We start from the raw sequence: 25966 nt of genomic DNA, 5'->3' as shown, positions 1-25966 counted from the left end.
GAAGAATAGGATGAGCATGATTTTTATGAATGACGGAGGAGAGTAGGATGAATCCAGCTATTATTCTTGTAGAGGAAAAGAAACTGATAGGAAAATCTATGCGGATGTCTTTAGAAGAGGATTTCTCACAAAAGCTTTGGAAAAGTTTTATGCCACACCGTCATTCCATTCCCGATCGTGTGGATGATCTGTTGTACAATGTAAAAGTTTTCGATCAGCCTTTTGATCCTGAGCAATTTAATGCTTCCACTACTTTTGTGAAGTGGGCGGCTGTTGAGGTCTCTCAGCATGAGGATGAAGAAGCAGCAGATATGGAAACTTATTTATTCAGGGGAGGGTTGTATGCCATGTTCTTTCATCACGGGCCGGCAAGTGGTTTCAACCGGACTTTACAATACATATTTGAAGAGTGGCTGCCATCTTCGTCCTACGAATTGGATGATCGGGAGCACTTTGAGCGTCTCACGGAAGACTATCATCCTAATGACCCTGAAGCTGTGGAAGAAGTATGGGTTCCTATACGATCCTTTGTTTCTAGAACAAATAGATTAAAGGAATGCTGAAGCTTACGTCGTTGTATGTGTAAAAAGGAAACTATTACTTTTTGAATAGTAAAGGGGGAGAGTTGTTTGGGGGCAACGACTAAGTTACCACTAACAAAAGAGGAAAAGTCACTCCTTAGGAAATCTAAAGTTAAAGTAAGCGATATCCATCATTTTACTACGGAACAATTAGCTAGCATGTTAACCATTCCACTTACAAGAGCAGCAGCTTTAAAAGGCTAGCTGAATTTCAAACGGTTCCTTCTATTGGCTTTCAGTTAGCTGAGAAATTAGTTTTTAAGCTGGATATTTATGAATTAGCGGAAATTAAGGATAAGAACGCTGCTGAACTTTTTGACCAATTAGAAAAACAGCTCGGCGTATGGACGGATAGTTGTGTGGAAGATCAAATTCGCTGTGTGATTAACTATGCGAACCATCCTGATAGCCGTAAGCAGTGGTTTGATTTTACAGAAGAAAGAAAGGAATATTGAGAACTTTATGGCTTCCCTGAGGATCGACCTGTAAAGGCATGGTATGAATAATTACTGTTCAATAATCATTTCTGATGTTAATTGTTTCATAACCCGGTGACCTAAGCGATGAATTTATAGGAGTGAAGGGAGAGTATGTATATATGAAGTTTGATGGGAAATCTTTTGCAAAGACAGACATTGAAAATGGTATTGATTTATACATTAACGGGGGAGAAGAATATGAAAGAATTGGACCAACTCATCACGAACATAAGCGATGAAATGAACTTCTCAGGAGTCGTATATGTAAAACAGGGTGAGCGTATATTATCGGATTTATCCTTTGGGTATGCAGACCGGGCGGAGGAACGGCTGAACACTTCCAGCACTCGTTTCGGGATAGCTTCTGGCTGCAAGTTATTTACGGCTATCGGAATTAGTCAATTAGTAGAAGAAGGACTATTGGATTTCAATACTCGTCTGGCTGATTGTTTGAGTGTACACTTGCCTCATTTTGATAAAGCAATCACGATTCACCATTTGTTAACTCATACTTCCGGCATACCTGATTACTTTGATGAAGAGGTCATGAAGGATTATGAAGACCTGTGGCAGACCTTCCCGGTGTACCAAATCCATTCTCTTAACGATTTTCTACCTTTATTTCAGGAAGAGCCAATGAAATTCACCCCTGGAGAAAGATTCCATTATAACAATGCCGGATACATCCTTTTAGGGCTGATTATTGAGGAACAAACGGGAAGGCGTTTTACAGAATATATAGAATCCGAAGTTTTTCATAAGTGTGATATGGATGAATCGGGGTATTTTTCGTTAGATCAGCTTCCTAGCAATACAGCGGCAGGATATATTGATAACCATAAAGAGAACACGTGGAGAACGAATATTTATTCTCTTCCTAAAAAGGGAGGATCTGATGGAGGAGTTTTTGTAACAGCTCCGGACATGATGAAGCTATGGGAGGCATTATTTGATTATCAGCTTTTAAATGAAGAGACGACCCGAAAGTTACTCTATCCTCATGTTCAGATAAATGGAGAAGTCTATTATGGTTATGGAATCTACATGAACCAGAAAAATAACCATGTACACAAATACCACATAATGGGGTATGATCCCGGAGTCAGCTTTAGATCCTCTATTTACCCAAATCTGGATCTAAAGATTGTGATCCCGTCTAATGTAGAAGCGGAACCATTCAAACTAACGAAAGCCATTGAAGGATATTTAATCTCGTAAAAGGCATTGGAAGATGGTCAAATACTTTGGAAAGGCTGATTATTGAAAATGGATACAGTGACTGTAAAAGAGCTTATCACTAAAGATGAAATCATGCAGGGATTTCCTGTTATGAAGCAATTGCGAACTCATCTAGATGAAAACACATACCTGGAATTAGTATTAGAGGCCAGAGAAGTCGATCGGTACAGGATGTTTGCTTTAATGGAAGGTGAGAAGGTCGTGGCTGTCACGGGGGTTAAGCCGATGACGACTCTATATTACGGAAGGTTTGTCTGGGTTTGTGACCTAGTTACAGATCAAAACGAGCGTTCGAGAGGTTATGGCGAAAAACTGCTTTCTTATGTACATACGTGGGGAAAAGAAAATGGTTTTGAGAGTGTGGCTTTATCATCTGGGTTACAGCGTTCTGATGCACACAGGTTTTATAGGGATAAGCTGGAGTATGATAAAGTCAGTTATGTTTTTAAGAAATCATTAACCTAATGGGCGAAACAGCCGATGACGATCCTATTGAATTCAGAAAGATGATTATTCTATTCATTTAGAGGAGGAACACTTTATGGGAAAGTTGAAAAACTTCAAACAAGCCCTGGATTATAAAAAAGCTATGACAACACATCTAGCAGACCTCAAAGATCAACACGCCAAAGGATTGATTACGGAAGATCGCATTACAAACGCAGAAGGAAAACTGTTTTTGCATACTCAAACCGCCATGATAGAAGGCTCAATTAATTTGTTTCAAGCGGAAGAGACGAACCGGACTTTCATGGAATACGGACTCGCTCAATTTGATGAAGAGATGGGGGAACTTTCAGGTGAGTTGGATGCATACAACGTTTCTGCTCCCATTCACTTGAAAGATGTTACCATCCAGCCTTTGGCTAATCCTGAAGTAAAGACATCTATGAGTGAGATGATGGTTTATTCGGATCAAGTTGTGGGGCTTTCTATTTCTTTTGATTGAAAAAAATGAAGTAAGTATTAAGGGAATGGAGCTGAAGACCAATTGATGGTTTTCAGCTTATTTACAATTAGAGGATGTGATGGATGAAGACAGTTTTCTTAATAGTTGAATGACATGACTCTCTCCTTCTTTAGGGGAGAGTTTTTTTGACTAGAGTGCTTCCTCAAACGTAACAAGGGAGAGTTGACCTGCAAAAATCAGCCTCTGTATCTTATATGTGTCATTGACACATATATAGCACTGATATATTATGTAGCTATGGATACAAAAAATGACAAATGGCATACGCAATTAAGAAAAGGCACCTTCGAACTAGCGATTCTTTTACTTTTAAAAAATGACGCGATGTACGGATATCAAATCACGAAAAAATTACAAGAGGACAGTAGTTTTCCAATAGCAGACGGTTCTATCTATCCTATTTTACGGCGGATGAGTGCGAATGGGTGGATTGGTTCTTTTAAAGAAGAGCATGAGGGAAGGAGCAGAAAGTATTATTATCTAACCGATGCAGGGAAGGAAATTTCTGAGGATCGATGGAACGAGTTTCTAACGGTTTATTCGTTCTTAAACAACCTGCAAGCTGGAGGGGAGTAGAAACACATGAACAGAAGTCATACCGTGGAAGATTATTTAACTCAGTTGGAATACAACTTACGAGCGCTGCCAGCCGACGAACGACGCGCTCATCTTAATGAAATCAGAGATCATCTTATGGAATTGGTTGCAGAAGAAGGAAAAACAGAAGAGCAAATTGTTGATTCCTTTATGTCCCCTGAACAACTGAGTCAGGAAATTCTTCAGGAAGAACAAACCAGCAGGCAAAAGAAAGAGTTTGCTATACCGGATTACTGGTATGGCGTTACGGTTATTTCAGTCATCGCACCATTTGGTGCATTAGCTCTCCCGCTGATTTTTGAGAATATAGATATCGGGTTATTTTTACCTTTTTTATTACAATTTATAGCCGGGGCCGGTGTGCTGTTTGGTTACTATAAAACTAAAATGACGACGAAGAGAGGGGATATTCTGCGCAAAGCTGGCCGAATAATGGTCCCCGTGTTAGCGATCCCTTTTGGTTTATTTTCGCTAAGCATCATGCAGACTGGAGAACTGGCTGCATTTAATATGGCTTACCTTGCTTGTTATGTACTGGTGTGGACGTGCACTTACTTCTCTATGCGATCTCTATATCAGAACCACGTTAAGATAGTAGAATTATCCAGTTATTAGAGGGGTTGTAATAACTGGATAACGATAAAACAGGAAAGCGATTATTCAGGATAAGGGCTTCCTTAAGGAGCCCGTCTCCTTTTTATCCTGGATTCAGCTTAGTTGTTTAAGTCAAAATCATATAAGTAAGCCACTAGTTTATTAAAATCTTCATCAGAGGAACATTCAATCTGCAAATCAATAAAGGTCATGACCACTTCCTCATCATCAAACGGGAAATGGCTGTTATCTACGTTGCTAAGGATATCCCTATTGGATAGTCCCTTACCTCGTAATACTTCAACGGCTTGCTTCATGGAAGATACTTCTGCCATTTTAAATGCCTCCTTGGATTAAATTTGTTCCTGCCTACTATTTTCCCACTCAAGTCTGTGAGATAACTAGAATTGTTGAGAAAAATTGGAAGGACGACAAGGATTGCGAGTAGATAAATCCTTGTATTTATTAATACTATAAAGGACGGAAATTATCCTGCTTTCCGTGGTTCGGAACATAAAAATTCAGCGCGTATTACATAATGGGGTAGCTCCCTCATTACTTGGAGATTTTCTAGAAAGTGATCCATGATAGATAGTGGGTTGGCCAGACGGATAAGGTAATCGAAACGTACTGGCTCATTTCATAACAAAATTAAAAGAAGTTGGTGTTTTCCTATGACTCGTTGTGATTGTTGCGATACAGCATTTAAATGGAGTGAAATTTTAAAGAGAAATCTGCATTATGGATTGATTACCTGCAGAAAGTGCGGGTGTGAACATAAAATAGATTTTCCTTCCAGGTTTAACGTAACGTTTGTAAGTGTGGTTCCGTTTCTTGTATTCGGATTGTTTTTAACCCCTTTCGACAATAATTTTTTTACGATTGTGACCGGTCTTTTCATATTTGGAATTGGTATGCTCATAAGTCCTTTTACAGCTAATTATAAGTTAGTGAAACAAGGATCATGAACGGTTAAACGCAGGCAAATATCATAGTGACAAGGGAAGTTTGCCGTCAGAGGTAAGCTTCTTTTTTTATACAAAGGGCAAGTTGCTCTTGACAGAATATTTTGAAATAATTGACATGAAATTCAAATAATAAGGGGGGCTCTGGAAAAGATAGCCATCATCATAGTGGTCGCGAAGGTAAACAACCACGCGTAATACATATATGATCCTCCACCTATGAGTTTTTCTTAAAAAAGTAGAGAGGAGAAGTTTACTTTATGAAAAATAAAATCAATCGTTGTTTTATTCACCTGGTGAACTTTGAAAGTACAAAAGAATGGTATAAGAATGTGCTGGATTTCGAGGTAGAAGCTGAAGGGGAGGGCTTTCTGCAATTTAAAATGAATGGCCCATCGCTCATTTTGTTACAGGCGCAAGTGAAAGAGATTACCCCATTACCTTATTCGCCTTTTCTTTTTGAAACGGATGAGATTGAGTTGACCCAAACGAAATTGAAGGAAAAGAACGTAAAGGTAGACGAGATTGAGAATTTTGGTGGTCAAATGTATGGCTGTCATTTTTATGATCCGGAAGGCAATAAACTGCTTGCGTGCACGTCCGGGTAACTGTTTAGAAATTAAGGAACGGGAGGGTAACGATGGCTGATCGTCCAATTAATCATCATGTAAATACTGTATTTATTCCGGTTGAAGATATTGAAAAAGCCAAAGAGTGGTATGAGGGTGTGTTAGGTATTGAAGGAGGAGAGATTCAATTTGGTCACTTATTTGTAGCGGATATGAATGGAATAGATCTGGTGTTTGATGAGATGCCAATGTGGCGCGGGGATAATGGTGAATTGCCTGCCTTGAACGTGCCAGCTGTTCAATTCAGCTCGAATGATATTCACGCCTCTTACCGATTATTGAAAGAACAGCATGTGGAGCTCGTCTCGGAGGTGATGCATGATCACTTTTTTGTTTTCAAAGATCCGGATGGGAATATGCTGATGGTATGTCAGTGTTAAATGCTATGAGTTCTGCTTCTATTAAGATAGGATCAAACTATATCGTGCAGGGTTTGTACCGATAACTATACTAAATTAAATTTTGGATGAGGTGACTGGATTGAATATTGTTGTACTTTATGGAGGAACGCGCGAGGGCGGAAACACAGAATTGTTAACAGATACCGTTATAGGAGAGCTACCGGTCCACAAAATATTTTTAAAAGATTACCAGATGAACCATATTGTTGATCAAAGACATGATGAAAAAGGGTTTGATCAGGTAGAAGATGATTATGATCAAATTGTTTCGAAGGTAATGGATGCGGATGTACTGATTTTTGCTACACCTATTTACTGGTACGGGATGTCCAGTGTGATGAAAACCTTTGTTGACCGGTGGTCCCAAACCGCAAGAGACCATAATTTCCCTAATTTTAAAGCGTCCATGACGAATAAACCTGTTTACTTAATAGCCGTTGGAGGAGATGAACCGAGAATCAAAGGTCTGCCTCTCGTTCAGCAATTTAAGTATATTTGTGAATTCATGAATTTTACTTTTGTTGACTATATTTTAGGAGACGGTGTGAAACCTTTAGATATCTTAAAGGATGAGAAATCTATAGAATATGCGAAAGCTATGAACAAGAGTCTGATGAATAAGGGCTGAGTGAGGTCCAGGGAGCTTTTGGATAGAAGGAGAAGAGTGCATATGGAAAGCGGGAATGCTTCCCTGTTGGATAAATGGCGAGCGAGATATGGAGCCATAGCTGTAGCGGTGGCATGTTTATTCAGCGGGATCTCCACTTGGGGAGAGAATTGGATTCTTACTTGTATTTTGATATTAGGTACAGCTGTCTGTGGAATGATAGGCTTCTTTGATATTCGGAAAGTCAGAAAAGAAAAGTCTTTGAATAGTTAATGGATGTTCCCTGTACGATTCACAAGTGGATCTAGAATACTGGATTAGTAGATTGTAATTTGTCATTCATAAGGTGGAGAGATGGTATGATTGTTGTGATGTATATGCTTATCAGCATAGGCGCTGCATTCTTTCTCGGGATTATTCCGGAAGGGTTTGGTAACACATTATTGCTAGGAGCTATTTTAGGTGTATTGTTAGGTATTTTTCATCAACTGACTAAGATTTGTACATATTTGAGGGGCGAGAAGAATTCTGATAACCTCTCAGCCAAATCGAGTAAAATACCTATACGGAGGTAAATATTAATCTACCTAACAAGGCTCAAGGACTCCCCTCTTACAAGTGGAGTCCTTGAGCGGCTTGGTCTTTTTCTACATGTTCTCACAAAATTGGTTAGAAACGTGAGAAAGCTTGTTCAATACAAATTGTAATACAGCACCGCCCTGGTGTAAACACACTTTAAAGTATTAAAGAAAGATAAAGTTGATTTAGTCATCAAGAACCCCATTTGTCCCAAAAAACCCCACCTCAGGTCATCCATAATATGGATGACCTGAGGTGGGGTTTTTTGGTGTTTTTTAAATCAGTATTTGACAAGTATTCCGTATGTTTGTCATACTACTATCAACAACATACTGGTACCTTTAATTCAGTCCCGTGAGGCTGACAAGGACAGCGTTAAAAGAAAGATCAGTGGAAAACGTGCGTGCTCTTCCCAAGAGTGCCGTGCCTTTTTCATGCAGAATCTTAAGGCTTCTTGTCGGACAAAAACGGCAGGAAGCCTTTTTGTCTGCGATCTTTTTCGCTCCCGGTACCGGTGTCTTACTAAAAGATACTGGAGGAATGGAATATGAAAACGACACATGGTGATTTCGCATTAACGGCTGTGCCTCAGTCTGAGCGACAAGGATTTTGGAAGATGCTGATGGTAATGATGGGACTTACGTTCTTCTCCGCCAGCATGTGGTCAGGAGGTACGCTCGGTGCAGGGTTAACCTTCGTACAATTCATGGCGGTTGTCTTAGCCGGGAACCTTATCCTTGGAGCGTACACAGGCGCACTGGCTTATGTATCTGCGAAAACCGGTTTGTCCACTCACTTGCTGAGCCGTTATGCTTTTGGTGAAAAAGGCTCTTACCTTGCTTCCCTGCTGCTTGGCGGAACACAGGTAGGCTGGTTCGGTGTAGGCGTGGTCATGTTCGCACTGCCCGTGCAGAAAGTAACCGGTATCGATATGATCTGGCTGATCGCCGGATCCGGAATATTAATGACGGCGACTGCGTTTTTCGGGATGAAAGCTCTGATGCTGCTCAGCTTTATCGCGGTTCCAATGATTACAATCTTAGGGAGTTTCTCTGTTGTGAAAGCAACTGAAAGTATGGGTGGTTTCGAACAGCTGTTACAGCATAATCCTTCTGAATCACTCGGACTTGCAGCGGCGCTGACCATCTGTATCGGCTCCTTTATCAGCGCAGGTACGCTGACGCCTGATTTTACACGCTTCTCGAAAACGAAGAAATCAGCGGTCACAAGTACGGTCATCGCTTTCTTCATTGGAAATTCGCTCATGTTTTTATTCGGCGCTATTGGAGCGATGGCGACCGGAAATGCGGACATATCGGAAGTGATGTTCACGCAAGGACTGATCATTCCGGCCATTCTTGTCCTGGGGTTAAACATCTGGACAACGAACGATAATGCACTCTATGCGTCTGGACTTGGATTCTCAAGCATCACGAAAATCAGTAAAAACAAAGTGGTCATTTTCAACGGGGTCATTGGGACCCTGACGGCAATGTGGCTGTATAACAATTTCGTTGGATGGCTGACCATGCTTGGTTCCGCGATTCCGCCAATTGGAGCGATCATTTTAATCGATTATTACCTCTATAGACGTGAACGAACAGCTTCTTTTGAACAGCAGACATTTAAAAAGGTAAGGTGGTCCGGAATTATCGCCTGGACGGCAGGTGTTGCGGCTGCTCAATGGGTGCCGGGAATAGCTCCTGTGAATGCCGTCATTGCTTCTGTGCTTATTTACACCCTTACCTCTAAGCTTACCGCGCACGAACAGCCGGCAGATAATAAGATCAATGAAGGAGAAGTGGCATGATTATTCAAAACGCGAAACTACGTCATCAAGAAGGGGTATGGACGATACGGATCGAGGATGGAGTGTTCCAGGCTATCACGCAAGAACCCACGCACGAGGGCGATTCGAACGTGATTGATGCAGATGGATCACTCGTTATCCCTCCATTCGTCGAACCGCATATCCATCTGGATACAACGTTAACCGCTGGAGATCCGGAGTGGAACAAAAGCGGGACATTGTTTGAGGGGATTCAGCGCTGGTCTGAACGAAAAGACAAACTCACGGAAGCTGATGTGAAAGAAAGAGCGAAACAGGCGCTCTCTATGCAGATTGCAAATGGTATCCAGCATGTCCGTACCCATGTCGATGTTACTGATCCAGAGCTGACCGCTTTAAGAGCGCTTATCGAAGTGAGGGAAGAAGTAAAAGAAGATGTCGATCTGCAGCTCGTCGCGTTCCCCCAGGAAGGTATTCTTTCTTATCCCAATGGAAAAGAGCTGCTCGAAGAAGCTTTGAAACTCGGGGCAGATGCAGTGGGGGCAATTCCTCACTTCGAATTTACGCGGGAGTACGGCGTGGAATCATTGAAAATTGCTTTTGACCTTGCTGAGAAATACGATCGATTTGTTGATGTGCACTGTGATGAAATTGACGATGAACAATCGAGGTTTGTAGAAGTGGTGGCAACGGAAGCGTTAGAAAGAGGCATGGGAGACAAAGTGACCGCCAGTCACACGACGGCCATGGGTTCCTATAATGATGCTTATACGTCCAAGCTGTTCCGTCTGTTGAAGATGTCCGGAATTCATATCATTGCGAACCCTCTCGTTAACATTCACCTGCAGGGACGCTTTGACACCTATCCGAAACGCAGAGGATTAACCCGCGTGAAAGAATTAAATGAAGCCGGCATCAATCTCGGGTTCGGCCATGATGACATCTTCGATCCATGGTATCCACTTGGAACGGGAAATATGCTCCAGGTTCTTCACATGGGCCTTCACCTGTCTCACCTGATGGGTTACGACCAGATTAAACAGGGCATGGATTTTATTACCGAAAACAGTGCCCGTATCTTGAATCTGAGAGAAGGATATGGTCTTAAGGCTGGGCGTCCGGCCAATCTGATTATTCTCGACGCTGAGGATGAATACGAAGCGGTCAGAAAGCAGGCGGTTGTCCAATACTCTATCCGTCATGGCAGGATCTTATCGGAAACGAAACCAGGTGAAACGACTCTTTATTTCAATGAACAATAACAAAGTAGAACTATTTTTTATAAGGCCCCTTCACATGAAACGGCAGATTTGTTTTCATGTGAAGGGGCCTCATGCAATTTGAAACGTTTTATGGAAAATAAATGTAGGAGGGGAAACATGAAAGGTAAGCTTTTATTTGTAATCATAACTTCTTTTTCACTACTAGTATTAACCGCGTGTTCCCATAATGAAGTAAAGCTCGATTCTCCTATGGTGTTTTACGGAGAGAGTGAAACCTGGGGAGCTACATTGGAAGTAAAACAGGTACAACATGAGGGGGATCATACATTTAAAATAACTCAAATTTCCAACCTCACGTATAAAGGGAACCCAGGAGATAAAAACCATACGTCAACGCGAGGAAACTCCACATCCGTTCAAGTTTCCATTGAAGGTGTCTCTCCCGAAAGTGGGAGCAGCATCCGGCTTCAGGAATACAATACCTGGAGACAGAAAAGCAACCCATCAACACAATATGGTGTTGAAGAAGATGAAAATTTTGAGGTCATCGTAACCTGGAATAATAAAGAAGAAACCTTTACTTTGTCCCAAAATAATGAGCGTACTCCGCAAATTAACCGTTATAATACTGAGGAAGTGGACAAGGTATTAAATAAGCCGCAAAAAAATGGACTGTATTCTTTTTAATTATTCTCCATATGGTCCTTATTCAATACAGGCCCGGTCTTATGCCGGGCCTGTATTTTTATATGGCTAAAACCTTCAGCCAGACTGTTTCACGCTTAAGAAGGTGATGGTAGCCAGAATAAGAATCATGCCCATTAGCTGAATAAACGTCAGGGTATCTCCAAGAATGGCTACACCAAATAAGGAAGCCGTCACGGGTTCGATCATAGCAACCATCGAAGCCGTGGAGGGAGCCGTCCGTCTGACACCGATCACATAAAACACAAATGATATGCCTGCGCCCACCAGACCAAGCAAAATAAACCATCCTAAATCACCTGAAGTTAAAACAGAAGCGGCTTGGCTGCGATCAATGAATAGCAATAGAGCGATACTAAAGGTCAAGAATGCGATGGTTAATACGGACTGTGGATTACCATGCAAGGAAGCATTTTTAAATCCGAAAATGAAAATGGCGTATGAAATACCAGCACCAAGTCCCGCTCCAGCACCTAGAAGCGTAACGGAAGAAGATCCGGCGTTATAGGCCCCGGTAAGTAACACAATTCCGATTAGGACCCCGACAATGCATCCCCATTTAACCCAGCTCGATCTTTCTATTCCCGTAATGAAGGAAACTAATAAGACAAAGATGGGAGCGGTGTACATTAAGGTAGCAGCTATGGCAATACTGGCTGCTTCTATACTTAGGAAATACAAGGTGAAGTTTCCTGCGACCCCGAGTCCTGCAAGAATAGCCCACAAATAAATTTTGGGAGATGCCGGCCAGTTTTGTTTGGGACGAGTAAGGAACCACAGCAAGACACAAACAAGACCTACGGCTCCCCGGTAAAACGAAATGACAGTAGGGTTCCAGCCTTTGTTCATTAATATATCAGCAATTCCTCCGGTTATTCCCCAAAGGATGGCAGCTAGCATAACTAAAATAAAGCCAAGATATTTCATATATAACCTCCTATTTATAAAGTTGTTGATAATAGTTGATGTCTCATGTGTATTCCATAAGAACCGATCATCTAAACGTTATACTACAATTTTTTTTATGAGTCATAAAATATAGACGAAAGTATAGGTTTTATATTAGGAATTGCCTTTCTTTTTACCCACGAAAAAGCCGACATCCTGTAATAGGAAGCCGGCTTTTTCTTACTCTATTAGTTGGTTTGGTCAGCAAGCTTAACTAGTACGTGAGCCATGTGTTCACGCTCTTCTTTATTGGCTGCGTTCCATAGTTCATTGAGGACTTTCTCTTCGCGGTTGCGGGGTTCTTCATGCTTGGCAAGGTAATCCGCAACCCGTTTAGCCCCTTTAGAAAGACCTTCTGAACCAAGGCCCAGTTTTTCACCTTTATTAACCTGATCTCCTAAATAATCCTTGAACGATTCGAAGCTTTTCATAATGTCATCTTTTTTGTCTTCACTCATCTTTGCTGCTTCATGTTTCGGATCTTTTTCAGCCATAGTAAAATCCTCCTTTTGTTATTGTACAATACTATTCCCTGGAAGGATTTGTATAAACGTTTGAGGTGGTTTGGATGTGCTCGACCTCTGATTAGGGACTGAATTCTGTTTTTTAGACGGGCTGAACAGGGGGAAATATTAGCTTTAGAAAATAAAGCAAAGAAACGGTTCTTTTCCTGAAGTTTTTAGAAAGTTAGTTTGAAAAAAATGTAAAAAATGAAATTTTTTACCTGATTTCTCGTAGATGGATAATATATAAGAAAACATGGGAGGGGGCCTGTTTTGCAAAAGTTTGGATTACTAGCGATCGCATTTCTATTTGTTCTAGGGTGTTCCAACGATGAAGATCGTGTGTCGCATACGAAGGATAGTAAATTAAGTAAAGAAAATCCTGTGGCTGCCTCAAATGATCATAATGAAAAGGATAAGAATTCGGAAACGGAAGATAGTGCTGATGATATGGCTGCGAAATCAAATGATGTACCATTGGAACAACAGATTTCGAATATAATGGAGCAAAATGACTTCTTGAAAGCAGATAAGATCGTGGATTATGAAATCAAAGGCGACTATATTTATGTGTTTACGCACACGGCAGCGGAAGGGATAAACTTTGCCGTTCTAAAATATACATCTGATTCCATTGAATGGGAAACTGGGGGAGAGTTTAGTGGGAGTGCTCCCTATATGATCAATGATGATCCGGACTCTCCTATCTTAACGTTAGTGGTAACAGATGATCCAGAGGTAAAAGGTGTAAAAGTAATGGGGGAAAATGCAAAAAAGATTCATCTTACAAAAGACCTGACTGAGGATTATTCCGTGGAAGTAAAGTATTGGATTCACTTTTCTAAAGTGAAAGATCATAATTTAGAAGACCTATCTCCGAAAGTTTATGAGCTTATTCGTTAAGGCAGGTGCGGGAGTTTTAAGTTGAGTCTTAGTTCAGACTTAACTAAAAGGCGGTTATTTAATTAAATAACCGCCTTTTGGGTTTGAATGGGCTATATTCATTGAGGAAAATCTACTCGTTCTAACTATTCAATCGTTAGAATTTCCTGCACATCATCTGCTGGCAGCGAGCAAGTGTACTTCAAAACGATGGCGGCCCGTTCTCTAAGAGATAAGCAAAGCAGTGATTCTTCGAGAAGTGTATGGGAGCGGGAGCTGGTATTCTTCCCGTTGTATTGGCTGTTTTCTTCCATCAGCCCCTCATTTAAATAATCCATAGCAAGATGCACAATTTTCCCGTACAGCCGATGAGTACTTCGGGGGTTATCCATTTGATCGTAAACGTAATGAAAAGCTTCCATGGAGATTCTTTCAGCGGCGGATGGATCTCCAACTAACAGGAGGCTAATCTGATAAACATCGTGTTTATGTGTATCGATATAATTAAAAAATTCTTTTTTTCGATTCATTCTAGGCCATATCATTTTTATAGCCTCCTTACTAAAGAAAGTTCAACGATTTATTTCATTTTCTATCATAAGAAGAAGTCGATTTACTGTTTTAAAAAGATTTCCTGTAAGGATGGTTCTTCTACATGAACAGAGTAGATGTCGATTCCTTCCTGACTCAAAGCGTAGACAACTGCTGGTATTTCTTTCTCTGATGGAACGGGGACTAATAGGGCGTATTCTTTCCATTCCGCTTAAGAACACTATGAGATAACGCAAATACAAATAGAATGCCAAACAGTGTAAAGGTTAAAACCAGAGCGTCCTTCTGAGAGATGCCAGCTGCCTGGCCTGGAAAAGCTGAACCTAGTTTTGTAGAGGCAAAAGACATGCCTATAAGTATGCTGATGATCAGCACAGCTTTGAATCCTTTAAATAAATCGATACATTCTCTAGAACAGATCGCCCACATTTATAATCCTCCTTCGTTATCTGCTTCTCTATATTCCATTAGGTCCCCCGGCTGACAGTCCAGTGCCTTACACAAAGCGTCCAGGGTGGAAAATCGGACGGCTTTCCCTTTTTCATTTTTTAAGATGGATAGATTGGCAGGCGTAATCCCTACTAATTCAGATAATCTGTTAAGTGAGATTTTCCTTTGGGCCATGACTACATCTAGCTTGATTCGAATCATATTAAACCGCCTTAAATGGTTTGTTTGTTTTCTTCCACGGCATGAACGGCCGTCTTTAAAGCACTCGCAATAATGATCAGGAGGATGCCTCCAATAAGGGTATCTATGAAAAACCAGCTGGAATAATGGACAGAGGCATTCGTTATTTCTAATTCATCTACGGCTTTTGAGGTAAGCAATTCACTTGTATAGGTAAACCCTGTACCTAAAATGCCGATTGTAAGGCCGAGCTTTGTAAGAATGGATACGTTTTTATAAGTGAATAGACCTTCCTGAACAATGGTTTTTAAAAACTTATGCATTAACCAGAGAAAGACAGCAGCAAAAAGGATCGTAGTTAATTCACTCAAAAAAGATAATTGAAGAAAAGACGTTTTCTCATAAAGTTCCGGCTGTTTTTCAAAATTCAACACTAAATATGAGTAAATAGGGTCAAAGGAGCCTAAAGAATTCGTAAAAGCGCTGTTTGGAAAGTACAGGTAACCGATATGACTTGCTATCGCAAATAAACCGATCAGTGAGACGAAATAAAAAAGAATGATACATAGAATGGAGCCAAGCTTGTAAAACCAGTTTACATTCATAAAAAATTTCCCCTTATGTAAGAATATGTATGGAATTTCTGTAAATCAGTATAAGATACCTATATATAATTTACAACAACTTTTTATTGAAAAACGATAAATATTTATTGAATGAATGGTTTAAAGGCAGTCCGGAATAGTTGAAACGTTCTTTGAATGGTTTCGTATCTATATAGAAGGATTCAGTTAAAAGAGGGGGAGTAGAATGAAGAAGCTGCTGTTGATCGTATTTATCTTACTGCTCGTCGGCTGTGAAGCAGACAGCCATGATCGTATTCTAAGTAAAGAAAAAATCGAGGTGCCAGAAACGGAGCTTTCTAAAACTACAGAAACCTATAAAATTACCTATAGAAGTGATGGACTTGAAGTAAAGGGGGTTATGGTCAGACCCAAAGAGATAGAAAAAGATCTTCCTCTATTGATCTTTAACCGTTACGGGAATCAGGAATATGGAAAGATTGATGAGAAGATACTTGCTACTTACTTATCTTTATGGGCGAACAAAGGGTACGTAGTGCTAGCTTCCCAATATCGCGGAAATGATGGCGGGGAAGGCAAGGAAGAGTTTGGAGGAGCGGATGTGAATGATGTGCTGAATCTCGTTCAGGCAGCGGAAGAACTCCCAAATGTTGATGTAGAGAATAAGGTAATGCTTGGATTATCCAGAGGAGGAATGATGACCTATCTCGCTATAAAAGATGGAGTAGATATGAAAGCGGCTGCCGTCGTAGGAGGGATTACGGATCTATTTAACTTTTATGAGGAGAGAGTTGTCGTGCGGGGAATGTTAGACGAACTCGTTGGAGATCCAGAGGAAAATAGAGAAGCTTTTGAAAAACGTTCCGCCGTGTATTGGCCGGACCAGCTCGATGTGCCCCTTCTGATCATGCATGGAGAAGATGATTGGAAAGTGCCGGTCGAGCAGGCAAGAGAATTAAGCAGCAAGCTCTCGCGAGAAAATGCCGATTATGAATATGTGGAATATGAGGACGGACAACATAGTCTGAAACACTATGTGGAGGAGTACACCGACAAAACGGACCAGTGGTTCCAGCAGCATATTAATGAATGATACGTATGAAGTAGAGAAGGTTATCATTCGACAACATTATTTAATTCTGGTGGATACGCTGGTTTTCGTATGGACGTTTTTGGAAGTACGCGGGGCTTTAGTCAATCAGGAAAAAGCCGGACTTAGGGGGAACATCAAGATGCAGTCATCCTAACATAGATACAATAGCGAAGCGGATATTGCCGATATGTATATCGTTTACGTGAGAGAGAAAGAAGTTCGCTGTACCGCTATCGTGACGGTTAAAGATGGGTTGCAGGTGGGTTACCTGTATCGCTTTAAAAAGAGATGGTTCACCTGAATGCTGGTAGTAAAGAACAAGTTGGACGCTTGAAACAAAAAAGAGATTCAAGAGGAAACTCCACACCTCTAAGTCGAGGCCAAACTACGGTCAGGCTATATTCTCAATACGAATTGAAGAATGACAAAAGCTGCAAGTGGAAGCCCTATTCCCAAACCTCGAATTCCAAGAATCTGATTCTCTGACATAGGCTCTCCTTTCTGCTCCTTCCAGGCAGGGTAGAAAAAACCGATAACAAGGCCGGCTGTGAGAGCAATAGACATTACGATCGTACCTGCTATATACATACAAATCCCTCCTTTTTTAGCCATATACCTCCTTAGCTGCAGCACAAAACAGACGGAATCCAAAATATGCCACCTCAGGTCATCCATAAAATGGATGACCTGAGGTGGCATATTTTGGGGGAAGAAAGTTATTATGAAACTTTTCAAGGGGTGAAATCGTTAGTACATGGTATCTACTAGGATTCGAGGAGGAACAAGATATGAAATCGGTGACAAAGAAGAGAGGGGCTGCGTTTGCTATAGACCTGGCTATTTCTACAGCTGTAGCCTTTGGTGTGGAAAAGCTGCTTCGGAAGAAAGTGAAAAATGAAGCAGTTCACGCGTTAATTACACCAACTGTGGTTATGTGGTCTCTGGAGTACACTCAGCTGAGAATTTGCGGCTCGACCGTTGGATACCAGGCTTTAGGATTAACACTGGAAACGGAAGAGGGAGGAAGGCCATCCTCCAGACAGATCGTGAAGCGTATGGCTTACCGTGACTTCATAAGCAGTTTAGACTATTTAAAGGACAGGAAAGGCTTTCAATTAGAAGCAGGCACCCTTATGCCGCATGATCGTTATTCAGGCACCATCGTGAAAGAAACGGAATGTTCATGCAAACCGTGTAAATAAGATCTGAGGAATCATGCCCCCGTCTATAATCCCGTGAGAAAGGAGAATTCTATGAAAACATTCGTGTGTTTTGGAGATAGTCTGACTGCGAGGAAAGAAGGTTTTGAAGAACCTATGCTTACAACGAAACTCGCTAAGCAGTTGAATCAGTATGAATTCATCAATGCAGGTGTATCAGGTGATAACACAGTAGGCGGGCTGGAGAGAATGGAACGGGATGTGATGAGCCATAAACCAGATGGAGTAACCATCTTTTTTGGTGCGAATGACGCTGCTTTTCATAAAAACATCCCTCTTGATCTCTACCAGAAGAATCTCTATGAAATGGTGGCGCGAATCAGTCCTGAGAAAACCATTCTAATCTCGCCGGCACCTGTAGATGAAAAGATTCAAAAGGCAAGAACCAATAGAGTTTTAGATCAATACGCTTCCGCAGCCGCAGAAGTAGCGGGAGACACAGGTTGTCATTTCGTAGACTTCTTTCATCAATTGATTTCTTTGGAGGATTATCCGTTTAAATTGCAAGGCATTAAAGATGATGGTCTTCATTTTGGGGAAGAAGGGTATGACTTTCTTGTCGAATTAATCACTAAAAAAATAAAGAGCATTCGTTTATAGGGGAAACTAATGTAAATAGGAGGAGGACTATTGTGATGGCTAAAGATTCTATCATACAACTCTGGAAAGATTATCGTAAAATAAATCCACATGCACCAGACCATTATGAAGCCTGGGCTTTTGGTGATTCAAAAGAAATGGCCGATCAACTGGCAGAGCTGGTGCTGGAAGGGAGAAAGACCGCTACCTCATCGAACTACACCATCTACGAATGGGAAAATGAAGACTTACCAAACAGTGGTCTTCACAATATTATTCTGGATGGCGATGGTGAAGCCGTTGCGATTATGGAAACGACTTCCGTAAAGATTGTACCATTTGATGAAGTTACAGAAGAGCATGCGTTTATGGAAGGGGAAGGGGACCGTACATTAAGGTATTGGCGCGAGGTTCATGAATCCTTTTTCCGAAATGAGCTTGAAGAGATCCATAAAGATTTCCATTATAAAATACCAGTGGTGTGTGAAAAGTTAAAGCTGCTGTATAAGAAGTAAGCGGGCTTCTTGCTCTTACGTTAGACCACCTTATCCGTGGGGAGGCGAATAGGCACCAGACCAGGGCGTAATTCTACCATGCGTTTACGTTACATATTTTTGAAAAAGTAATAAAAACCTGCTTTGAACTTGTGAATAAAGGGTGTGACGGATGAAGATAAGAAGAGCAGCTGTAAAGGATGCAGAGAGCGTGGCAATAGTTCAGGTCGATACCTGGCTCAGCACCTATGAACATATCGTTCCAGATGATTATTTATCAAGTATGACCTATGAAAATAGAACGCAGAAATGGAAGAGATTGATCAAGGAACAGGCAGTTTATGTAGCTGAAGATAATGAAGGTGACATAATAGGCTTCTCAAACGGCGGGCAGGAAAGATCGGGAAACTATCCGGATTATGAAGGTGAACTATATGCCTTGTATGTAGTGAAAGAGCATCAGAGAAAAGGTCTCGGGAAACAATTGATAAAGCCCATTATTCAAGAATTGAACAAGATGAATATTCAATCTATGCTGGTCCTCGTGCTGGCGGATAACGAATCGCGGGTCTTCTATGAAAAATTAGGAGCGGAGAAAATCAATACTAAGGAGATTGAAGTGTCGGGTAAAACGCTGGATGAAGTGGTGTATGGGTGGAAAGACATTCGAGGGCTGCTGAAGCACATGAAAAACTATTAAACGTTAGGAGTGGTTAGATATCATCAAAGTATCAGAGTGTAACATTCCGCGAAGCGTGGTGAGGGAGGATGAGTGAAGAGACACTAAGTAAAATTAGAGGGTTTCTCCTCAACATTTTATTTATCATCATAGCTTTTGTTTTGTCCTACATTATGGCCTATGAAATAAGCTATTCACCACTCGGATATGAAATCATTGAGAAAAAAGAAGAAGCCGTGCTCGTGCAGTCTCATAATTTATTGGGGATAAAAGGAGAGAAAATCAACTTTCATCCATCCGAGGATAAACAGTGGCACATCGATATGCTGGTAGAAAGGGTATATCAGCTGAAACAGGATTACCTCTTATTCTTCGCATCGATCTTTGCCATTCCCCTTTTGATCATCAAGGAGTTCAACCGGGGAAAACATAAGAGAATCGTCCTGTTCGCTGTACTAATGGTTATGATTTTTCCCATAATAACGTTGATGTCAAGTTTGAATGATATAGAGAGTATTTTAACTGGCACTTATTAATGGGAATATTTCTACCTTGATCATTCGGCTGATCAAGGTTTTTTATGGTCGGCTAGTTCATAGAAGCGATGATTGGTTGTGTCTCTCAATGGTTTGTTTATAATGATAGAGAAAGTGTCTGAAATTCATGCCATCTACGGCTGCGTTATCTTCTGGACCAAAAATCTATTATAGGTAAGGACGTGATCGAATGTTGAGATGTTCCTGGTGCATGAAAAAAATTAAAGAAAATGATCCGGTGTTTGGGTTAAGTGTTAAATTTGCTGAAGGTGTAGATTATTCAGATCAGGAAGGAACCATAACTCAATTATGGTTAGAGACTCGTAATACCAGTGTTCCTATGATTGTAACGACCACAGATTCTGAAGCTAAAAAGGATGGATCTGACGCAATGTTTGCACTTTGCAGTGAAAAATGCGGCACGAAAATGAAAGACACACTGAACAAAGAAACGGCAACCATTAAGGAATTTAAAGATATTTACATGGGATAAAGCACATTTAACAGGCTTCCTATTTCATGATTTTTCTTTTGCACGCTGAGAAGCAATTTGACCGTGATGATTGAGCTGCCACATTTGCGGAACCGTAACGAATTGGTACCCATGTCTTTTTAATAGGGGAATAAGCTCATCAAGAGCTTCTGCCGTGCCAGTTAAATCCTGCGTCCAGTGGCCCGCATTATGCATCAGAATAATCGCACCGGGATGGACATTTTGAATAACTTGCCGAGTAATGGCTTTGTCGCCCGGTCCCTTCCAGTCTTCCGTATCAATAGACCAGCCGATTCCCTTATATCCTAAAAATCCGAGGCTCAGTACCTGCTGCTCGTCTAAAGCACCATAGGGGGCTCTAAACCATTGGGTGGTTTGTCCCGTAGCTTGATATATTTGGTTATTGGTCTGATTTATTTCCCATTCCATTTGATGAACGTCTGCTTCAGCCAGATTCGGATGCCAGTACGTATGATTCCCAATAGCGTGTCCATCGTCCACTATACGTCTCGTTACATCAGGGTGCTTGGCTACACGTGATCCCATTAAGAAAAACGTAGCTTTCACCTGATGTTTGTGCAATATATCCAATATCTCAGGTGTGTACTGCTGGTCTGGTCCATCGTCAAAGGTTAGAGCTATTATTTTATCCTGGATTTGTCCCTGATAAAGCATATGGTTAGGGAATTCAGTCTGTAAAGGGTAATAATCGACACTTGAGGCCACTGGGGAAAAACTCGACAGAAACATACTGATTACACCTGATAAAATAATGAATCGACCTAACATTAGCAACCCTTCCTTTCCCACACTTTACCTGTTTCAGGACCTTCCCTTACATATCCCGGCACTGCATTTAAAAAAGGGCAGAGCGCAAGGCTCTTTCCCAGCAAAAAAGATGAACCAATTGCACGTTAATTCGTGCAGGTCAGGTTCTTTATTATTATGATGATCTTGACCGGAATTTATGCCAGGGAAGGCATGCAGATACTCTTAATTTGTACTTTCTCATTGGAATATATTTTTTGCGATGGGGCAGCCGAAATAAAATTTTTGTTCGTCTTTATGACCTCGTCCAGGAATATTGGCCGAAAGAGACAGAGAAAACTTACTCATAAAGGAGCGCTCAAACATGAAACCATCCTTTCGTTATACAAAATCCGTTCCTGCAGATTGGGTCGATTATAACGGGCATATGAATGATGCGGAATATAGCCGCGCTTTCAGCCTGGCCACTGACGCTTTTATTAAACACATTGGTCTTGATCCAGCAGCACGTAAACAGTGGAATTACACCATTTTTACACTGGAAACTCATACGTGCTATCTTCAGGAAGTGAAGGAAAAGGCGGCCTTTGAAATAACGGCGAAGATACTGGATTACGATTCAAAGCGCATGCATATGTTTTTCACAATGAAAAATGAGTCGGGCGAACTTGTGGCGACCTTTGAGGAAATGCTGATGGGTATTAATCAAACAGAGGGCCGAGGTGCTCCATTCCCGGAATCTGTAGCTGCCGCCATCCGCGGTATTTATCAGGCTCAGGATAATGAGGAGTATATCAAACAGGCTGGACGGACGATTGGAATCCGGAAAAAATAATGTATAGAAAAAGGCAAGCAGTGACGCTGCTTGCCTTTTTCTATACTGTCTTAAACAAAGGCTGCAAACTTAAGGTGATGATATAATAAAAGAAAAACGTCTTAAAACCTGTTCCAATCAAGCAGAAATGAACAGGATTTCCCCACCTGGCAAGGTTATTATAGATACAGGGAGTGATTCATATGACATTAGTGGAGGCCATGCAGCGGTCGATTGATTATATGGAAAACCATCTGCTTGAAGACATTTCGATAGAAGAAATCGCAAGCCAGGCTGATACGTCCGTCTTTCATTTTCAACGTATGTTTACACTGTTGACTGAAATACCAGTGGCCGAGTATCTCAGGAAAAGAAGGTTAACGCTTGCCGCTCATGAACTTTCCAAAACCAATGGTAAAGTGATCGATATCGCCTTAAAGTATGGATATGACACTCCTGAGTCTTTCTCGAAAGCATTCAAAAACCAACATGGGATCACTCCTAGAGAAGCGAAATGCTTTACGGGAAAGATGCAATCCTATAACCGCCTGGTGATTCAGGTAAATGTGAAAGGAGCAGAACCGATGTTATACCACATGGTAGAAAAAGGTCCTATTCAAGTAGCGGGAGTGAAGTGGGAACTATCCTGCGAAAACGGAGAAAATCAGCGGGTTATTCCCGAACTTTGGGAGAAGGTAAATGGAGATGGAACATCTGGAGAGTTAACTATCTTAAATGATGGAGATATTCGGGGACTTCTCGGTGTATGCGTGGATAAAAGTGATGTTCAGGCTGAACTAATTGACTATTGGATTGCAGCCGCTCACAAAGGAGAGGTTCCTGAGCGTTTTTCACAACTTGAGCTGCCTGCTTCTAAATGGGCGGTATTCGAAGTACACGGTCCCATGCCTTTGTCCATTCAAAAGGTTTGGAAGCAGATCTATTCTGAATGGTTTCCATCCAGCGGGTATGAACATGCCGGAACGCCGGATCTGGAGGTCTATTCTGAGGGAGATCCTTATAGCGAGGACTATTATTCAGAAATATGGATACCGGTGAAGTAAAGGAGAATAGTCCTCATTAGAAAGGAGGCCTGAGGGGTGAAAGTAATAATCGTGGGCGGAGGTATGGCCGGATTGACTCTGGCTTATTGGCTCAACAAAAATGGAAATGAAGTGCAGGTTATAGAAAAAGCACCAGAATTAAGAACGGAAGGATACATGCTGGACTTTTTTGGACCCGGATATGATGTAGCAGAGAAAATGGGAATCCTGGATCAGCTTAGCCGCATCCATTATCCAATTTCCGGTTTGAAGTTTCTAAAAGAGGATGGCACGTATAAGTTCAAACTTCCTTACCCTTCTCTTAGACATTTATTTAATGGTCGCCATTTTAACTTTCTGAGAGGAGATTTGGAACAGGTTTTGTATAATTTAGTTAAGGATCGTGTAGATTTTAAATTTGGATTGACGATTGATTATATCCACGAGGACAACGATCAAGTGTATATAACGTTATCCGATGGCAGCCGGGATACTGCAGATTTAGTGGTGGGAGCTGATGGAGTCCGGTCCCGCGTGCGTTCTTTAGTATTTGGTGATCACGAGAACTATATCAAGCATATGGGGTATTATACAGCTGCATACATTATAGATAATTCCAGCATGAATAAGCAGTTAGACAACGCTTTTTATTCCCTATCATCCCCTGGCCTCCAGGCTTCCGTCTATCCGATCAGAGGAGACCGTTCGGCTACTTTCTTTTTATACAAGTCCTCAAAAAAAGAAGGGCACCTATCCAGAGAAGAAGCTAAAAAAGAACTGGATCATCATTTCAACCATATGGGGTGGGTAGTTCCGGAATTGCTCGATAAAGCAGGGGAAGCAGCGGATTTTTATTTTGACGAGGTCTCCCAGGTGGTTATGCCTCACTGGAGCAAGGATCGAGTTGTCCTTGTGGGGGATTCCTGTCAGGCGGTTTCTCTGATGGCGGGCCAGGGAGCGTCTCTTGCTATGACAGGGGCGTATGTACTGGCGCGCTCTTTACAGGAAAATAACGATGTAAATCAGGCGTTGGATCAATATGAAGATGACTTAAAACCGCAAGTTATGACAACGCAGGCTTCTGGAAGAAGGTTTGCTCATTACTTTCTCCCGGACACTCGGTGGAGAATCTTCATTCGCGATATAACGATGCGGATTAGTGTACTTCCGATCATCAGGAAGTTTGTCAATATGAACAGAGCCCGAATTCCTAAGTGATATTCGGGCTTTTTTAAGTGGTGCACCATGGTCAATAAGTTTATGCTTCTACTGGTTAATAATGTTAAAATAAAATCAATAGGATGAAACATATCTTATCGTAACCTTCGCTTCGTTTCCCTTGTTAAAAAGGTTAGGTAGAGCGTTAATGAAGACAAACCTATAACTTATGGGTCTTAAAAGAAAGGAAGGATTGAATGAGAGCTTTTCTCTTACTTCTGGCCGCCGCTGTTAATGTCTTTTTTATTGCGAGCACGCTGTTTTGGAATTCCATAAAGCTAAACGGTTTCTGGCTTTTATTTTTTGGCACATTCTTACTCTTCAGTCTCGTGTTCTCCGGTTATGTTTTTATAAAGAGAAGACGCCAGCCAAAAAGTTTCCTTTCAATTGGCTCGGTGATGGTCCTTTCCATTAGTGCAGGATCGATCGGCTGGTACTCCATTCTTGCGATGCTAGCTTTCGTGAATGCTTCCGTTACTTCATAAGACTTACGCTTGTGAGCAGAATCTATTAAATTACGAATTTCATGGGAGTGAATGTTTTGAAAAGTGAGCCTCCTTTCAAACACCTTATCCACTCGATAGCTGAACTGCGGGAAGTTGCAGGCGAACCAGGTGAATTAGCTAAGAATAAAGTGATTACTTACCTTGATCAAAACTGTGTGGAATATATTAATCATTCTCCGTTTTTAGTTCTTTCAACCGTGAATCAATTTGGTGAATGCGACGCTTCTCCTCGTGGCGATCAGCCGGGCTTTGTCCACGTTTTGGATTCCGCAAGGCTGATTATCCCTGAAAGAAAAGGCAATAGACGTATGGATTCGATACAAAATATATTATTGCAGCCATCCGTAGGTTTGCTTTTCATGATCCCTGGAACCGGTGAAACTTTACGAGTTAATGGAACAGCTTATATCACAAGAGACCCGGAACACCTTGAGAAGATGACTGTTCAAGGAAAAACACCATTGCTGGGAATAGGAGTAGAAGTGAAAGAGTGCTTTCTCCATTGTGCGAAAGCCTTTAAGCGTTCGAATCTATGGGATCCGGAGCACTGGCCGGAAACAGAGCACCTTCCATCTGCTGCAAAAATGATGGCCGCTCATGCTAATATGCAGGGGGTTACAGAAGAATCGGTCGGGAGAAATTTGAAGGAAAGTTACACGAAACGCCTGTATTAAAATGAGGTTTGAGTTTAGAAAGGTGGGGAGAGAGTGGGTACGGTCTTAGTTCTGCTTGCCTTAGCCATGATTAGTATAAGTAGTATTTCTTTAGGATTATTATTTGTTAAAGTAAGTCTCTCTTTTGGTTTAGCCATCAGTGCCAGTGTACCTTTCATCGTTGGTTTTTTATTTCAGACTACGTTAGTGTTTTATCTCATTCCCTTATTACCTCTGGTGACCTGGGTCGTACATATTGGAAGGGCCCATAGAGAGAAGCCATCATTCAAATAAATTTCCTTTCTGCAAAAGTCGTGAAAATTTCCCAGGAAATAATTCACTTCGACAATGACTTTCGGCGAGTCCGTGTAACCGATGAAGGGGATCAACCATTATTGTGTAACGAAAGGTAA

The 25966-nt window shown here is 41.3% G+C and carries 41 protein-coding genes; 31 read left to right on the top strand and 10 right to left on the bottom strand.

The features are described from left to right. The first annotated feature begins 47 nt into the window (after window positions 1-47). The 8 genes from LCM11_RS07680 to LCM11_RS07645 all read left to right on the top strand — a co-directional run bounded on the left by LCM11_RS07680 (window position 48) and on the right by LCM11_RS07645 (window position 4481). Window positions 48-563, top strand: a complete 516-nt coding sequence (locus LCM11_RS07680) for a GyrI-like domain-containing protein (RefSeq protein ID WP_224893661.1) — start codon at window positions 48-50, stop codon at window positions 561-563. Between the two features lie 66 nt (window positions 564-629). Next, window positions 630-785, top strand: coding sequence for a hypothetical protein (locus LCM11_RS07675; protein ID WP_224893660.1), 156 nt, complete (start codon window positions 630-632; stop codon window positions 783-785). Between the two features lie 23 nt (window positions 786-808). Continuing rightward, window positions 809-1036: a helix-hairpin-helix domain-containing protein gene (locus LCM11_RS07670; protein WP_224893830.1), complete on the top strand. Its 228-nt coding sequence runs from the start codon at window positions 809-811 to the stop codon at window positions 1034-1036. Between the two features lie 222 nt (window positions 1037-1258). Beyond that, window positions 1259-2278 (top strand): serine hydrolase domain-containing protein, encoded by a 1020-nt coding sequence (locus LCM11_RS07665; RefSeq protein ID WP_224893659.1) that lies wholly within the window; start codon window positions 1259-1261, stop codon window positions 2276-2278. A 48-nt stretch (window positions 2279-2326) separates the two neighbouring features. After that, window positions 2327-2764, top strand: a complete 438-nt coding sequence (locus LCM11_RS07660) for a GNAT family N-acetyltransferase (protein WP_224893658.1) — start codon at window positions 2327-2329, stop codon at window positions 2762-2764. Between the two features lie 76 nt (window positions 2765-2840). After that, window positions 2841-3248, top strand: coding sequence for a hypothetical protein (locus tag LCM11_RS07655; protein WP_224893657.1), 408 nt, complete (start codon window positions 2841-2843; stop codon window positions 3246-3248). A gap of 183 nt (window positions 3249-3431) precedes the next feature. Further along, window positions 3432-3845: a PadR family transcriptional regulator gene (locus LCM11_RS07650; protein ID WP_224893656.1), complete on the top strand. Its 414-nt coding sequence runs from the start codon at window positions 3432-3434 to the stop codon at window positions 3843-3845. Window positions 3846-3851: 6 nt separating this feature from the next. Continuing rightward, window positions 3852-4481 carry a DUF1700 domain-containing protein gene (locus tag LCM11_RS07645; RefSeq protein ID WP_224893655.1) on the top strand — a complete coding sequence of 210 codons (630 nt, stop codon included), beginning with the start codon at window positions 3852-3854 and terminating at the stop codon, window positions 4479-4481. Window positions 4482-4579: 98 nt separating this feature from the next. On the opposite strand, the gene LCM11_RS07640 is transcribed toward LCM11_RS07645, so the two are convergent. Further along, window positions 4580-4795 (bottom strand): hypothetical protein, encoded by a 216-nt coding sequence (locus tag LCM11_RS07640; protein WP_224893654.1) that lies wholly within the window; start codon window positions 4793-4795, stop codon window positions 4580-4582. A gap of 890 nt (window positions 4796-5685) precedes the next feature. On the opposite strand from LCM11_RS07640, the gene LCM11_RS07635 reads away from it, so the two are divergent. From LCM11_RS07635 to LCM11_RS07600, 8 genes are all read left to right on the top strand, one after another. Further along, on the top strand, window positions 5686-6033 hold the full coding sequence (locus LCM11_RS07635) for a VOC family protein (RefSeq protein WP_224893653.1): 348 nt from the start codon (window positions 5686-5688) through the stop codon (window positions 6031-6033). Window positions 6034-6065: 32 nt separating this feature from the next. Continuing rightward, window positions 6066-6434, top strand: a complete 369-nt coding sequence (locus LCM11_RS07630) for a VOC family protein (RefSeq protein ID WP_224893652.1) — start codon at window positions 6066-6068, stop codon at window positions 6432-6434. A gap of 100 nt (window positions 6435-6534) precedes the next feature. After that, the gene (locus LCM11_RS07625) at window positions 6535-7083 is read left to right on the top strand and encodes a flavodoxin family protein (protein ID WP_224893651.1); all 549 of its coding nucleotides are present in this window, start codon (window positions 6535-6537) and stop codon (window positions 7081-7083) included. Window positions 7084-7125: 42 nt separating this feature from the next. Continuing rightward, the gene (locus tag LCM11_RS07620; RefSeq protein ID WP_224893650.1) at window positions 7126-7335 is read left to right on the top strand and encodes a hypothetical protein; all 210 of its coding nucleotides are present in this window, start codon (window positions 7126-7128) and stop codon (window positions 7333-7335) included. Between the two features lie 86 nt (window positions 7336-7421). Further along, window positions 7422-7637 carry a hypothetical protein gene (locus LCM11_RS07615; protein ID WP_224893649.1) on the top strand — a complete coding sequence of 72 codons (216 nt, stop codon included), beginning with the start codon at window positions 7422-7424 and terminating at the stop codon, window positions 7635-7637. A 551-nt stretch (window positions 7638-8188) separates the two neighbouring features. Next, window positions 8189-9451: a cytosine permease gene (gene codB / locus LCM11_RS07610; protein WP_224893648.1), complete on the top strand. Its 1263-nt coding sequence runs from the start codon at window positions 8189-8191 to the stop codon at window positions 9449-9451. After that, entirely contained in the window at window positions 9448-10692 is a 1245-nt protein-coding gene (codA, locus tag LCM11_RS07605; RefSeq protein ID WP_224893647.1) for a cytosine deaminase, read from the top strand. Before codB ends, codA begins: the two co-directional genes overlap by 4 nt. 117 nt (window positions 10693-10809) lie before the next feature. Continuing rightward, the gene (locus tag LCM11_RS07600) at window positions 10810-11340 is read left to right on the top strand and encodes a hypothetical protein (protein ID WP_224893646.1); all 531 of its coding nucleotides are present in this window, start codon (window positions 10810-10812) and stop codon (window positions 11338-11340) included. A gap of 75 nt (window positions 11341-11415) precedes the next feature. Here the strand turns inward: LCM11_RS07600 and LCM11_RS07595 are convergent, their stop codons facing one another. Then, a complete protein-coding gene (locus LCM11_RS07595; protein ID WP_224893645.1) occupies window positions 11416-12285 on the bottom strand; it encodes a DMT family transporter in 870 nt (289 codons plus the stop codon). Window positions 12286-12494: 209 nt separating this feature from the next. Next, window positions 12495-12800, bottom strand: a complete 306-nt coding sequence (locus LCM11_RS07590) for a DUF3243 domain-containing protein (RefSeq protein ID WP_224893644.1) — start codon at window positions 12798-12800, stop codon at window positions 12495-12497. A gap of 282 nt (window positions 12801-13082) precedes the next feature. Here LCM11_RS07590 and LCM11_RS07585 point away from each other — a divergent pair, with 282 nt between their 5' ends. Further along, the gene (locus LCM11_RS07585; protein ID WP_224893643.1) at window positions 13083-13712 is read left to right on the top strand and encodes a hypothetical protein; all 630 of its coding nucleotides are present in this window, start codon (window positions 13083-13085) and stop codon (window positions 13710-13712) included. Window positions 13713-13837: 125 nt separating this feature from the next. Here LCM11_RS07585 and LCM11_RS07580 read toward each other — a convergent pair whose 3' ends face one another. The 4 genes from LCM11_RS07580 to LCM11_RS07565 form a co-directional block, all read right to left on the bottom strand. Continuing rightward, complete coding sequence (locus tag LCM11_RS07580; RefSeq protein WP_224893642.1) at window positions 13838-14236, bottom strand: hypothetical protein; 399 nt, start codon at window positions 14234-14236, stop codon at window positions 13838-13840. A gap of 190 nt (window positions 14237-14426) precedes the next feature. Beyond that, window positions 14427-14672: a hypothetical protein gene (locus LCM11_RS07575; protein WP_224893641.1), complete on the bottom strand. Its 246-nt coding sequence runs from the start codon at window positions 14670-14672 to the stop codon at window positions 14427-14429. Further along, entirely contained in the window at window positions 14673-14894 is a 222-nt protein-coding gene (locus tag LCM11_RS07570) for a helix-turn-helix domain-containing protein (protein WP_224893640.1), read from the bottom strand. 11 nt (window positions 14895-14905) lie between these two features. Next, complete coding sequence (locus LCM11_RS07565) at window positions 14906-15478, bottom strand: DUF2975 domain-containing protein (RefSeq protein WP_224893639.1); 573 nt, start codon at window positions 15476-15478, stop codon at window positions 14906-14908. Between the two features lie 205 nt (window positions 15479-15683). Between LCM11_RS07565 and LCM11_RS07560 the strand changes: the two genes are divergently transcribed. Both LCM11_RS07560 and LCM11_RS07555 read left to right on the top strand, forming a co-directional pair. After that, window positions 15684-16550, top strand: a complete 867-nt coding sequence (locus tag LCM11_RS07560; protein WP_224893638.1) for an alpha/beta hydrolase family protein — start codon at window positions 15684-15686, stop codon at window positions 16548-16550. After that, window positions 16543-16704: a hypothetical protein gene (locus LCM11_RS07555; RefSeq protein ID WP_224893637.1), complete on the top strand. Its 162-nt coding sequence runs from the start codon at window positions 16543-16545 to the stop codon at window positions 16702-16704. The genes LCM11_RS07560 and LCM11_RS07555 overlap by 8 nt, the downstream gene beginning before the upstream one ends. On the opposite strand, the gene LCM11_RS07550 is transcribed toward LCM11_RS07555, so the two are convergent. Together LCM11_RS07550 and LCM11_RS07545 are read right to left on the bottom strand one after the other, a co-directional pair. Next, entirely contained in the window at window positions 16696-16902 is a 207-nt protein-coding gene (locus LCM11_RS07550) for a hypothetical protein (protein WP_224893636.1), read from the bottom strand. The genes LCM11_RS07555 and LCM11_RS07550 overlap by 9 nt on opposite strands. A 44-nt stretch (window positions 16903-16946) precedes the next feature. Next, window positions 16947-17138, bottom strand: coding sequence for a hypothetical protein (locus LCM11_RS07545; protein WP_224893635.1), 192 nt, complete (start codon window positions 17136-17138; stop codon window positions 16947-16949). 200 nt (window positions 17139-17338) lie between these two features. Between LCM11_RS07545 and LCM11_RS07540 the strand changes: the two genes are divergently transcribed. The 6 genes from LCM11_RS07540 to LCM11_RS07515 all read left to right on the top strand — a co-directional run bounded on the left by LCM11_RS07540 (window position 17339) and on the right by LCM11_RS07515 (window position 20551). Next, entirely contained in the window at window positions 17339-17752 is a 414-nt protein-coding gene (locus LCM11_RS07540) for an RDD family protein (protein ID WP_224893634.1), read from the top strand. Between the two features lie 51 nt (window positions 17753-17803). After that, window positions 17804-18370 carry an SGNH/GDSL hydrolase family protein gene (locus LCM11_RS07535; RefSeq protein WP_224893633.1) on the top strand — a complete coding sequence of 189 codons (567 nt, stop codon included), beginning with the start codon at window positions 17804-17806 and terminating at the stop codon, window positions 18368-18370. A 35-nt stretch (window positions 18371-18405) separates the two neighbouring features. Continuing rightward, entirely contained in the window at window positions 18406-18864 is a 459-nt protein-coding gene (locus tag LCM11_RS07530) for an ASCH domain-containing protein (RefSeq protein WP_224893632.1), read from the top strand. A 151-nt stretch (window positions 18865-19015) separates the two neighbouring features. After that, complete coding sequence (locus LCM11_RS07525) at window positions 19016-19543, top strand: GNAT family N-acetyltransferase (RefSeq protein WP_224893631.1); 528 nt, start codon at window positions 19016-19018, stop codon at window positions 19541-19543. A 68-nt stretch (window positions 19544-19611) separates the two neighbouring features. Beyond that, on the top strand, window positions 19612-20058 hold the full coding sequence (locus LCM11_RS07520; protein WP_224893630.1) for a hypothetical protein: 447 nt from the start codon (window positions 19612-19614) through the stop codon (window positions 20056-20058). 211 nt (window positions 20059-20269) lie between these two features. Continuing rightward, window positions 20270-20551 (top strand): hypothetical protein, encoded by a 282-nt coding sequence (locus LCM11_RS07515; protein ID WP_224893629.1) that lies wholly within the window; start codon window positions 20270-20272, stop codon window positions 20549-20551. A 24-nt stretch (window positions 20552-20575) separates the two neighbouring features. Here LCM11_RS07515 and LCM11_RS07510 read toward each other — a convergent pair whose 3' ends face one another. Continuing rightward, entirely contained in the window at window positions 20576-21340 is a 765-nt protein-coding gene (locus LCM11_RS07510) for a polysaccharide deacetylase family protein (RefSeq protein ID WP_224893628.1), read from the bottom strand. Between the two features lie 343 nt (window positions 21341-21683). Here LCM11_RS07510 and LCM11_RS07505 point away from each other — a divergent pair, with 343 nt between their 5' ends. From LCM11_RS07505 to LCM11_RS07480, 6 genes are all read left to right on the top strand, one after another. Further along, window positions 21684-22154 (top strand): thioesterase family protein, encoded by a 471-nt coding sequence (locus LCM11_RS07505; RefSeq protein WP_224893627.1) that lies wholly within the window; start codon window positions 21684-21686, stop codon window positions 22152-22154. A gap of 182 nt (window positions 22155-22336) precedes the next feature. Beyond that, window positions 22337-23197, top strand: coding sequence for an AraC family transcriptional regulator (locus tag LCM11_RS07500; protein WP_224893626.1), 861 nt, complete (start codon window positions 22337-22339; stop codon window positions 23195-23197). Window positions 23198-23233: 36 nt separating this feature from the next. Continuing rightward, window positions 23234-24394 (top strand): FAD-dependent oxidoreductase, encoded by a 1161-nt coding sequence (locus LCM11_RS07495; RefSeq protein WP_224893625.1) that lies wholly within the window; start codon window positions 23234-23236, stop codon window positions 24392-24394. A 197-nt stretch (window positions 24395-24591) separates the two neighbouring features. Next, entirely contained in the window at window positions 24592-24879 is a 288-nt protein-coding gene (locus tag LCM11_RS07490) for a hypothetical protein (RefSeq protein WP_224893624.1), read from the top strand. 56 nt (window positions 24880-24935) lie between these two features. Next, the gene (locus LCM11_RS07485) at window positions 24936-25574 is read left to right on the top strand and encodes a pyridoxamine 5'-phosphate oxidase family protein (RefSeq protein WP_224893623.1); all 639 of its coding nucleotides are present in this window, start codon (window positions 24936-24938) and stop codon (window positions 25572-25574) included. 33 nt (window positions 25575-25607) lie between these two features. Then, the gene (locus LCM11_RS07480) at window positions 25608-25847 is read left to right on the top strand and encodes a hypothetical protein (protein WP_224893622.1); all 240 of its coding nucleotides are present in this window, start codon (window positions 25608-25610) and stop codon (window positions 25845-25847) included. Window positions 25848-25966: the final 119 nt, after the last annotated feature.

This window comes from Halobacillus halophilus (genome assembly GCF_020171985.1).
GTDB classification, from domain to species: Bacteria; Bacillota; Bacilli; order Bacillales; family Halobacillaceae; genus Halobacillus; species Halobacillus halophilus_A.
Note: the sequence above shows the minus strand (reverse complement) of the source record. Positions and strands in the feature narration are given on the sequence as shown.

Excerpts from the sequence above, each read along its gene's own strand:
- LCM11_RS07535 (WP_224893633.1), top strand. The coding sequence starts at position 17,804 with ATGAAAACATTCGTGTGTTTTGGAGATAGTCTGACTGCGAGGAAAGAA.
- LCM11_RS07630 (WP_224893652.1), top strand. The coding sequence starts at position 6,066 with ATGGCTGATCGTCCAATTAATCATCATGTAAATACTGTATTTATTCCG.
- LCM11_RS07515 (WP_224893629.1), top strand. The coding sequence starts at position 20,270 with ATGAAAAAAATTAAAGAAAATGATCCGGTGTTTGGGTTAAGTGTTAAA.
- LCM11_RS07665 (WP_224893659.1), top strand. The coding sequence starts at position 1,259 with ATGAAAGAATTGGACCAACTCATCACGAACATAAGCGATGAAATGAAC.
- LCM11_RS07565 (WP_224893639.1), bottom strand. The coding sequence starts at position 15,478 with ATGAATGTAAACTGGTTTTACAAGCTTGGCTCCATTCTATGTATCATT.
- LCM11_RS07620 (WP_224893650.1), top strand. The coding sequence starts at position 7,126 with ATGGAAAGCGGGAATGCTTCCCTGTTGGATAAATGGCGAGCGAGATAT.
- LCM11_RS07555 (WP_224893637.1), top strand. The coding sequence starts at position 16,543 with ATGAATGATACGTATGAAGTAGAGAAGGTTATCATTCGACAACATTAT.
- LCM11_RS07525 (WP_224893631.1), top strand. The coding sequence starts at position 19,016 with ATGAAGATAAGAAGAGCAGCTGTAAAGGATGCAGAGAGCGTGGCAATA.
- LCM11_RS07635 (WP_224893653.1), top strand. The coding sequence starts at position 5,686 with ATGAAAAATAAAATCAATCGTTGTTTTATTCACCTGGTGAACTTTGAA.
- LCM11_RS07655 (WP_224893657.1), top strand. The coding sequence starts at position 2,841 with ATGGGAAAGTTGAAAAACTTCAAACAAGCCCTGGATTATAAAAAAGCT.
- LCM11_RS07645 (WP_224893655.1), top strand. The coding sequence starts at position 3,852 with ATGAACAGAAGTCATACCGTGGAAGATTATTTAACTCAGTTGGAATAC.
- LCM11_RS07530 (WP_224893632.1), top strand. The coding sequence starts at position 18,406 with ATGGCTAAAGATTCTATCATACAACTCTGGAAAGATTATCGTAAAATA.
- LCM11_RS07575 (WP_224893641.1), bottom strand. The coding sequence starts at position 14,672 with ATGTGGGCGATCTGTTCTAGAGAATGTATCGATTTATTTAAAGGATTC.
- LCM11_RS07545 (WP_224893635.1), bottom strand. The coding sequence starts at position 17,138 with ATGTATATAGCAGGTACGATCGTAATGTCTATTGCTCTCACAGCCGGC.
- LCM11_RS07505 (WP_224893627.1), top strand. The coding sequence starts at position 21,684 with ATGAAACCATCCTTTCGTTATACAAAATCCGTTCCTGCAGATTGGGTC.
- LCM11_RS07580 (WP_224893642.1), bottom strand. The coding sequence starts at position 14,236 with ATGATATGGCCTAGAATGAATCGAAAAAAAGAATTTTTTAATTATATC.
- LCM11_RS07590 (WP_224893644.1), bottom strand. The coding sequence starts at position 12,800 with ATGGCTGAAAAAGATCCGAAACATGAAGCAGCAAAGATGAGTGAAGAC.
- codA (WP_224893647.1), top strand. The coding sequence starts at position 9,448 with ATGATTATTCAAAACGCGAAACTACGTCATCAAGAAGGGGTATGGACG.
- codB (WP_224893648.1), top strand. The coding sequence starts at position 8,189 with ATGAAAACGACACATGGTGATTTCGCATTAACGGCTGTGCCTCAGTCT.
- LCM11_RS07660 (WP_224893658.1), top strand. The coding sequence starts at position 2,327 with ATGGATACAGTGACTGTAAAAGAGCTTATCACTAAAGATGAAATCATG.
- LCM11_RS07615 (WP_224893649.1), top strand. The coding sequence starts at position 7,422 with ATGATTGTTGTGATGTATATGCTTATCAGCATAGGCGCTGCATTCTTT.
- LCM11_RS07520 (WP_224893630.1), top strand. The coding sequence starts at position 19,612 with ATGAGTGAAGAGACACTAAGTAAAATTAGAGGGTTTCTCCTCAACATT.
- LCM11_RS07640 (WP_224893654.1), bottom strand. The coding sequence starts at position 4,795 with ATGGCAGAAGTATCTTCCATGAAGCAAGCCGTTGAAGTATTACGAGGT.
- LCM11_RS07600 (WP_224893646.1), top strand. The coding sequence starts at position 10,810 with ATGAAAGGTAAGCTTTTATTTGTAATCATAACTTCTTTTTCACTACTA.
- LCM11_RS07570 (WP_224893640.1), bottom strand. The coding sequence starts at position 14,894 with ATGATTCGAATCAAGCTAGATGTAGTCATGGCCCAAAGGAAAATCTCA.
- LCM11_RS07540 (WP_224893634.1), top strand. The coding sequence starts at position 17,339 with ATGAAATCGGTGACAAAGAAGAGAGGGGCTGCGTTTGCTATAGACCTG.
- LCM11_RS07595 (WP_224893645.1), bottom strand. The coding sequence starts at position 12,285 with ATGAAATATCTTGGCTTTATTTTAGTTATGCTAGCTGCCATCCTTTGG.
- LCM11_RS07490 (WP_224893624.1), top strand. The coding sequence starts at position 24,592 with ATGAGAGCTTTTCTCTTACTTCTGGCCGCCGCTGTTAATGTCTTTTTT.
- LCM11_RS07680 (WP_224893661.1), top strand. The coding sequence starts at position 48 with ATGAATCCAGCTATTATTCTTGTAGAGGAAAAGAAACTGATAGGAAAA.
- LCM11_RS07500 (WP_224893626.1), top strand. The coding sequence starts at position 22,337 with ATGACATTAGTGGAGGCCATGCAGCGGTCGATTGATTATATGGAAAAC.
- LCM11_RS07510 (WP_224893628.1), bottom strand. The coding sequence starts at position 21,340 with ATGTTAGGTCGATTCATTATTTTATCAGGTGTAATCAGTATGTTTCTG.
- LCM11_RS07560 (WP_224893638.1), top strand. The coding sequence starts at position 15,684 with ATGAAGAAGCTGCTGTTGATCGTATTTATCTTACTGCTCGTCGGCTGT.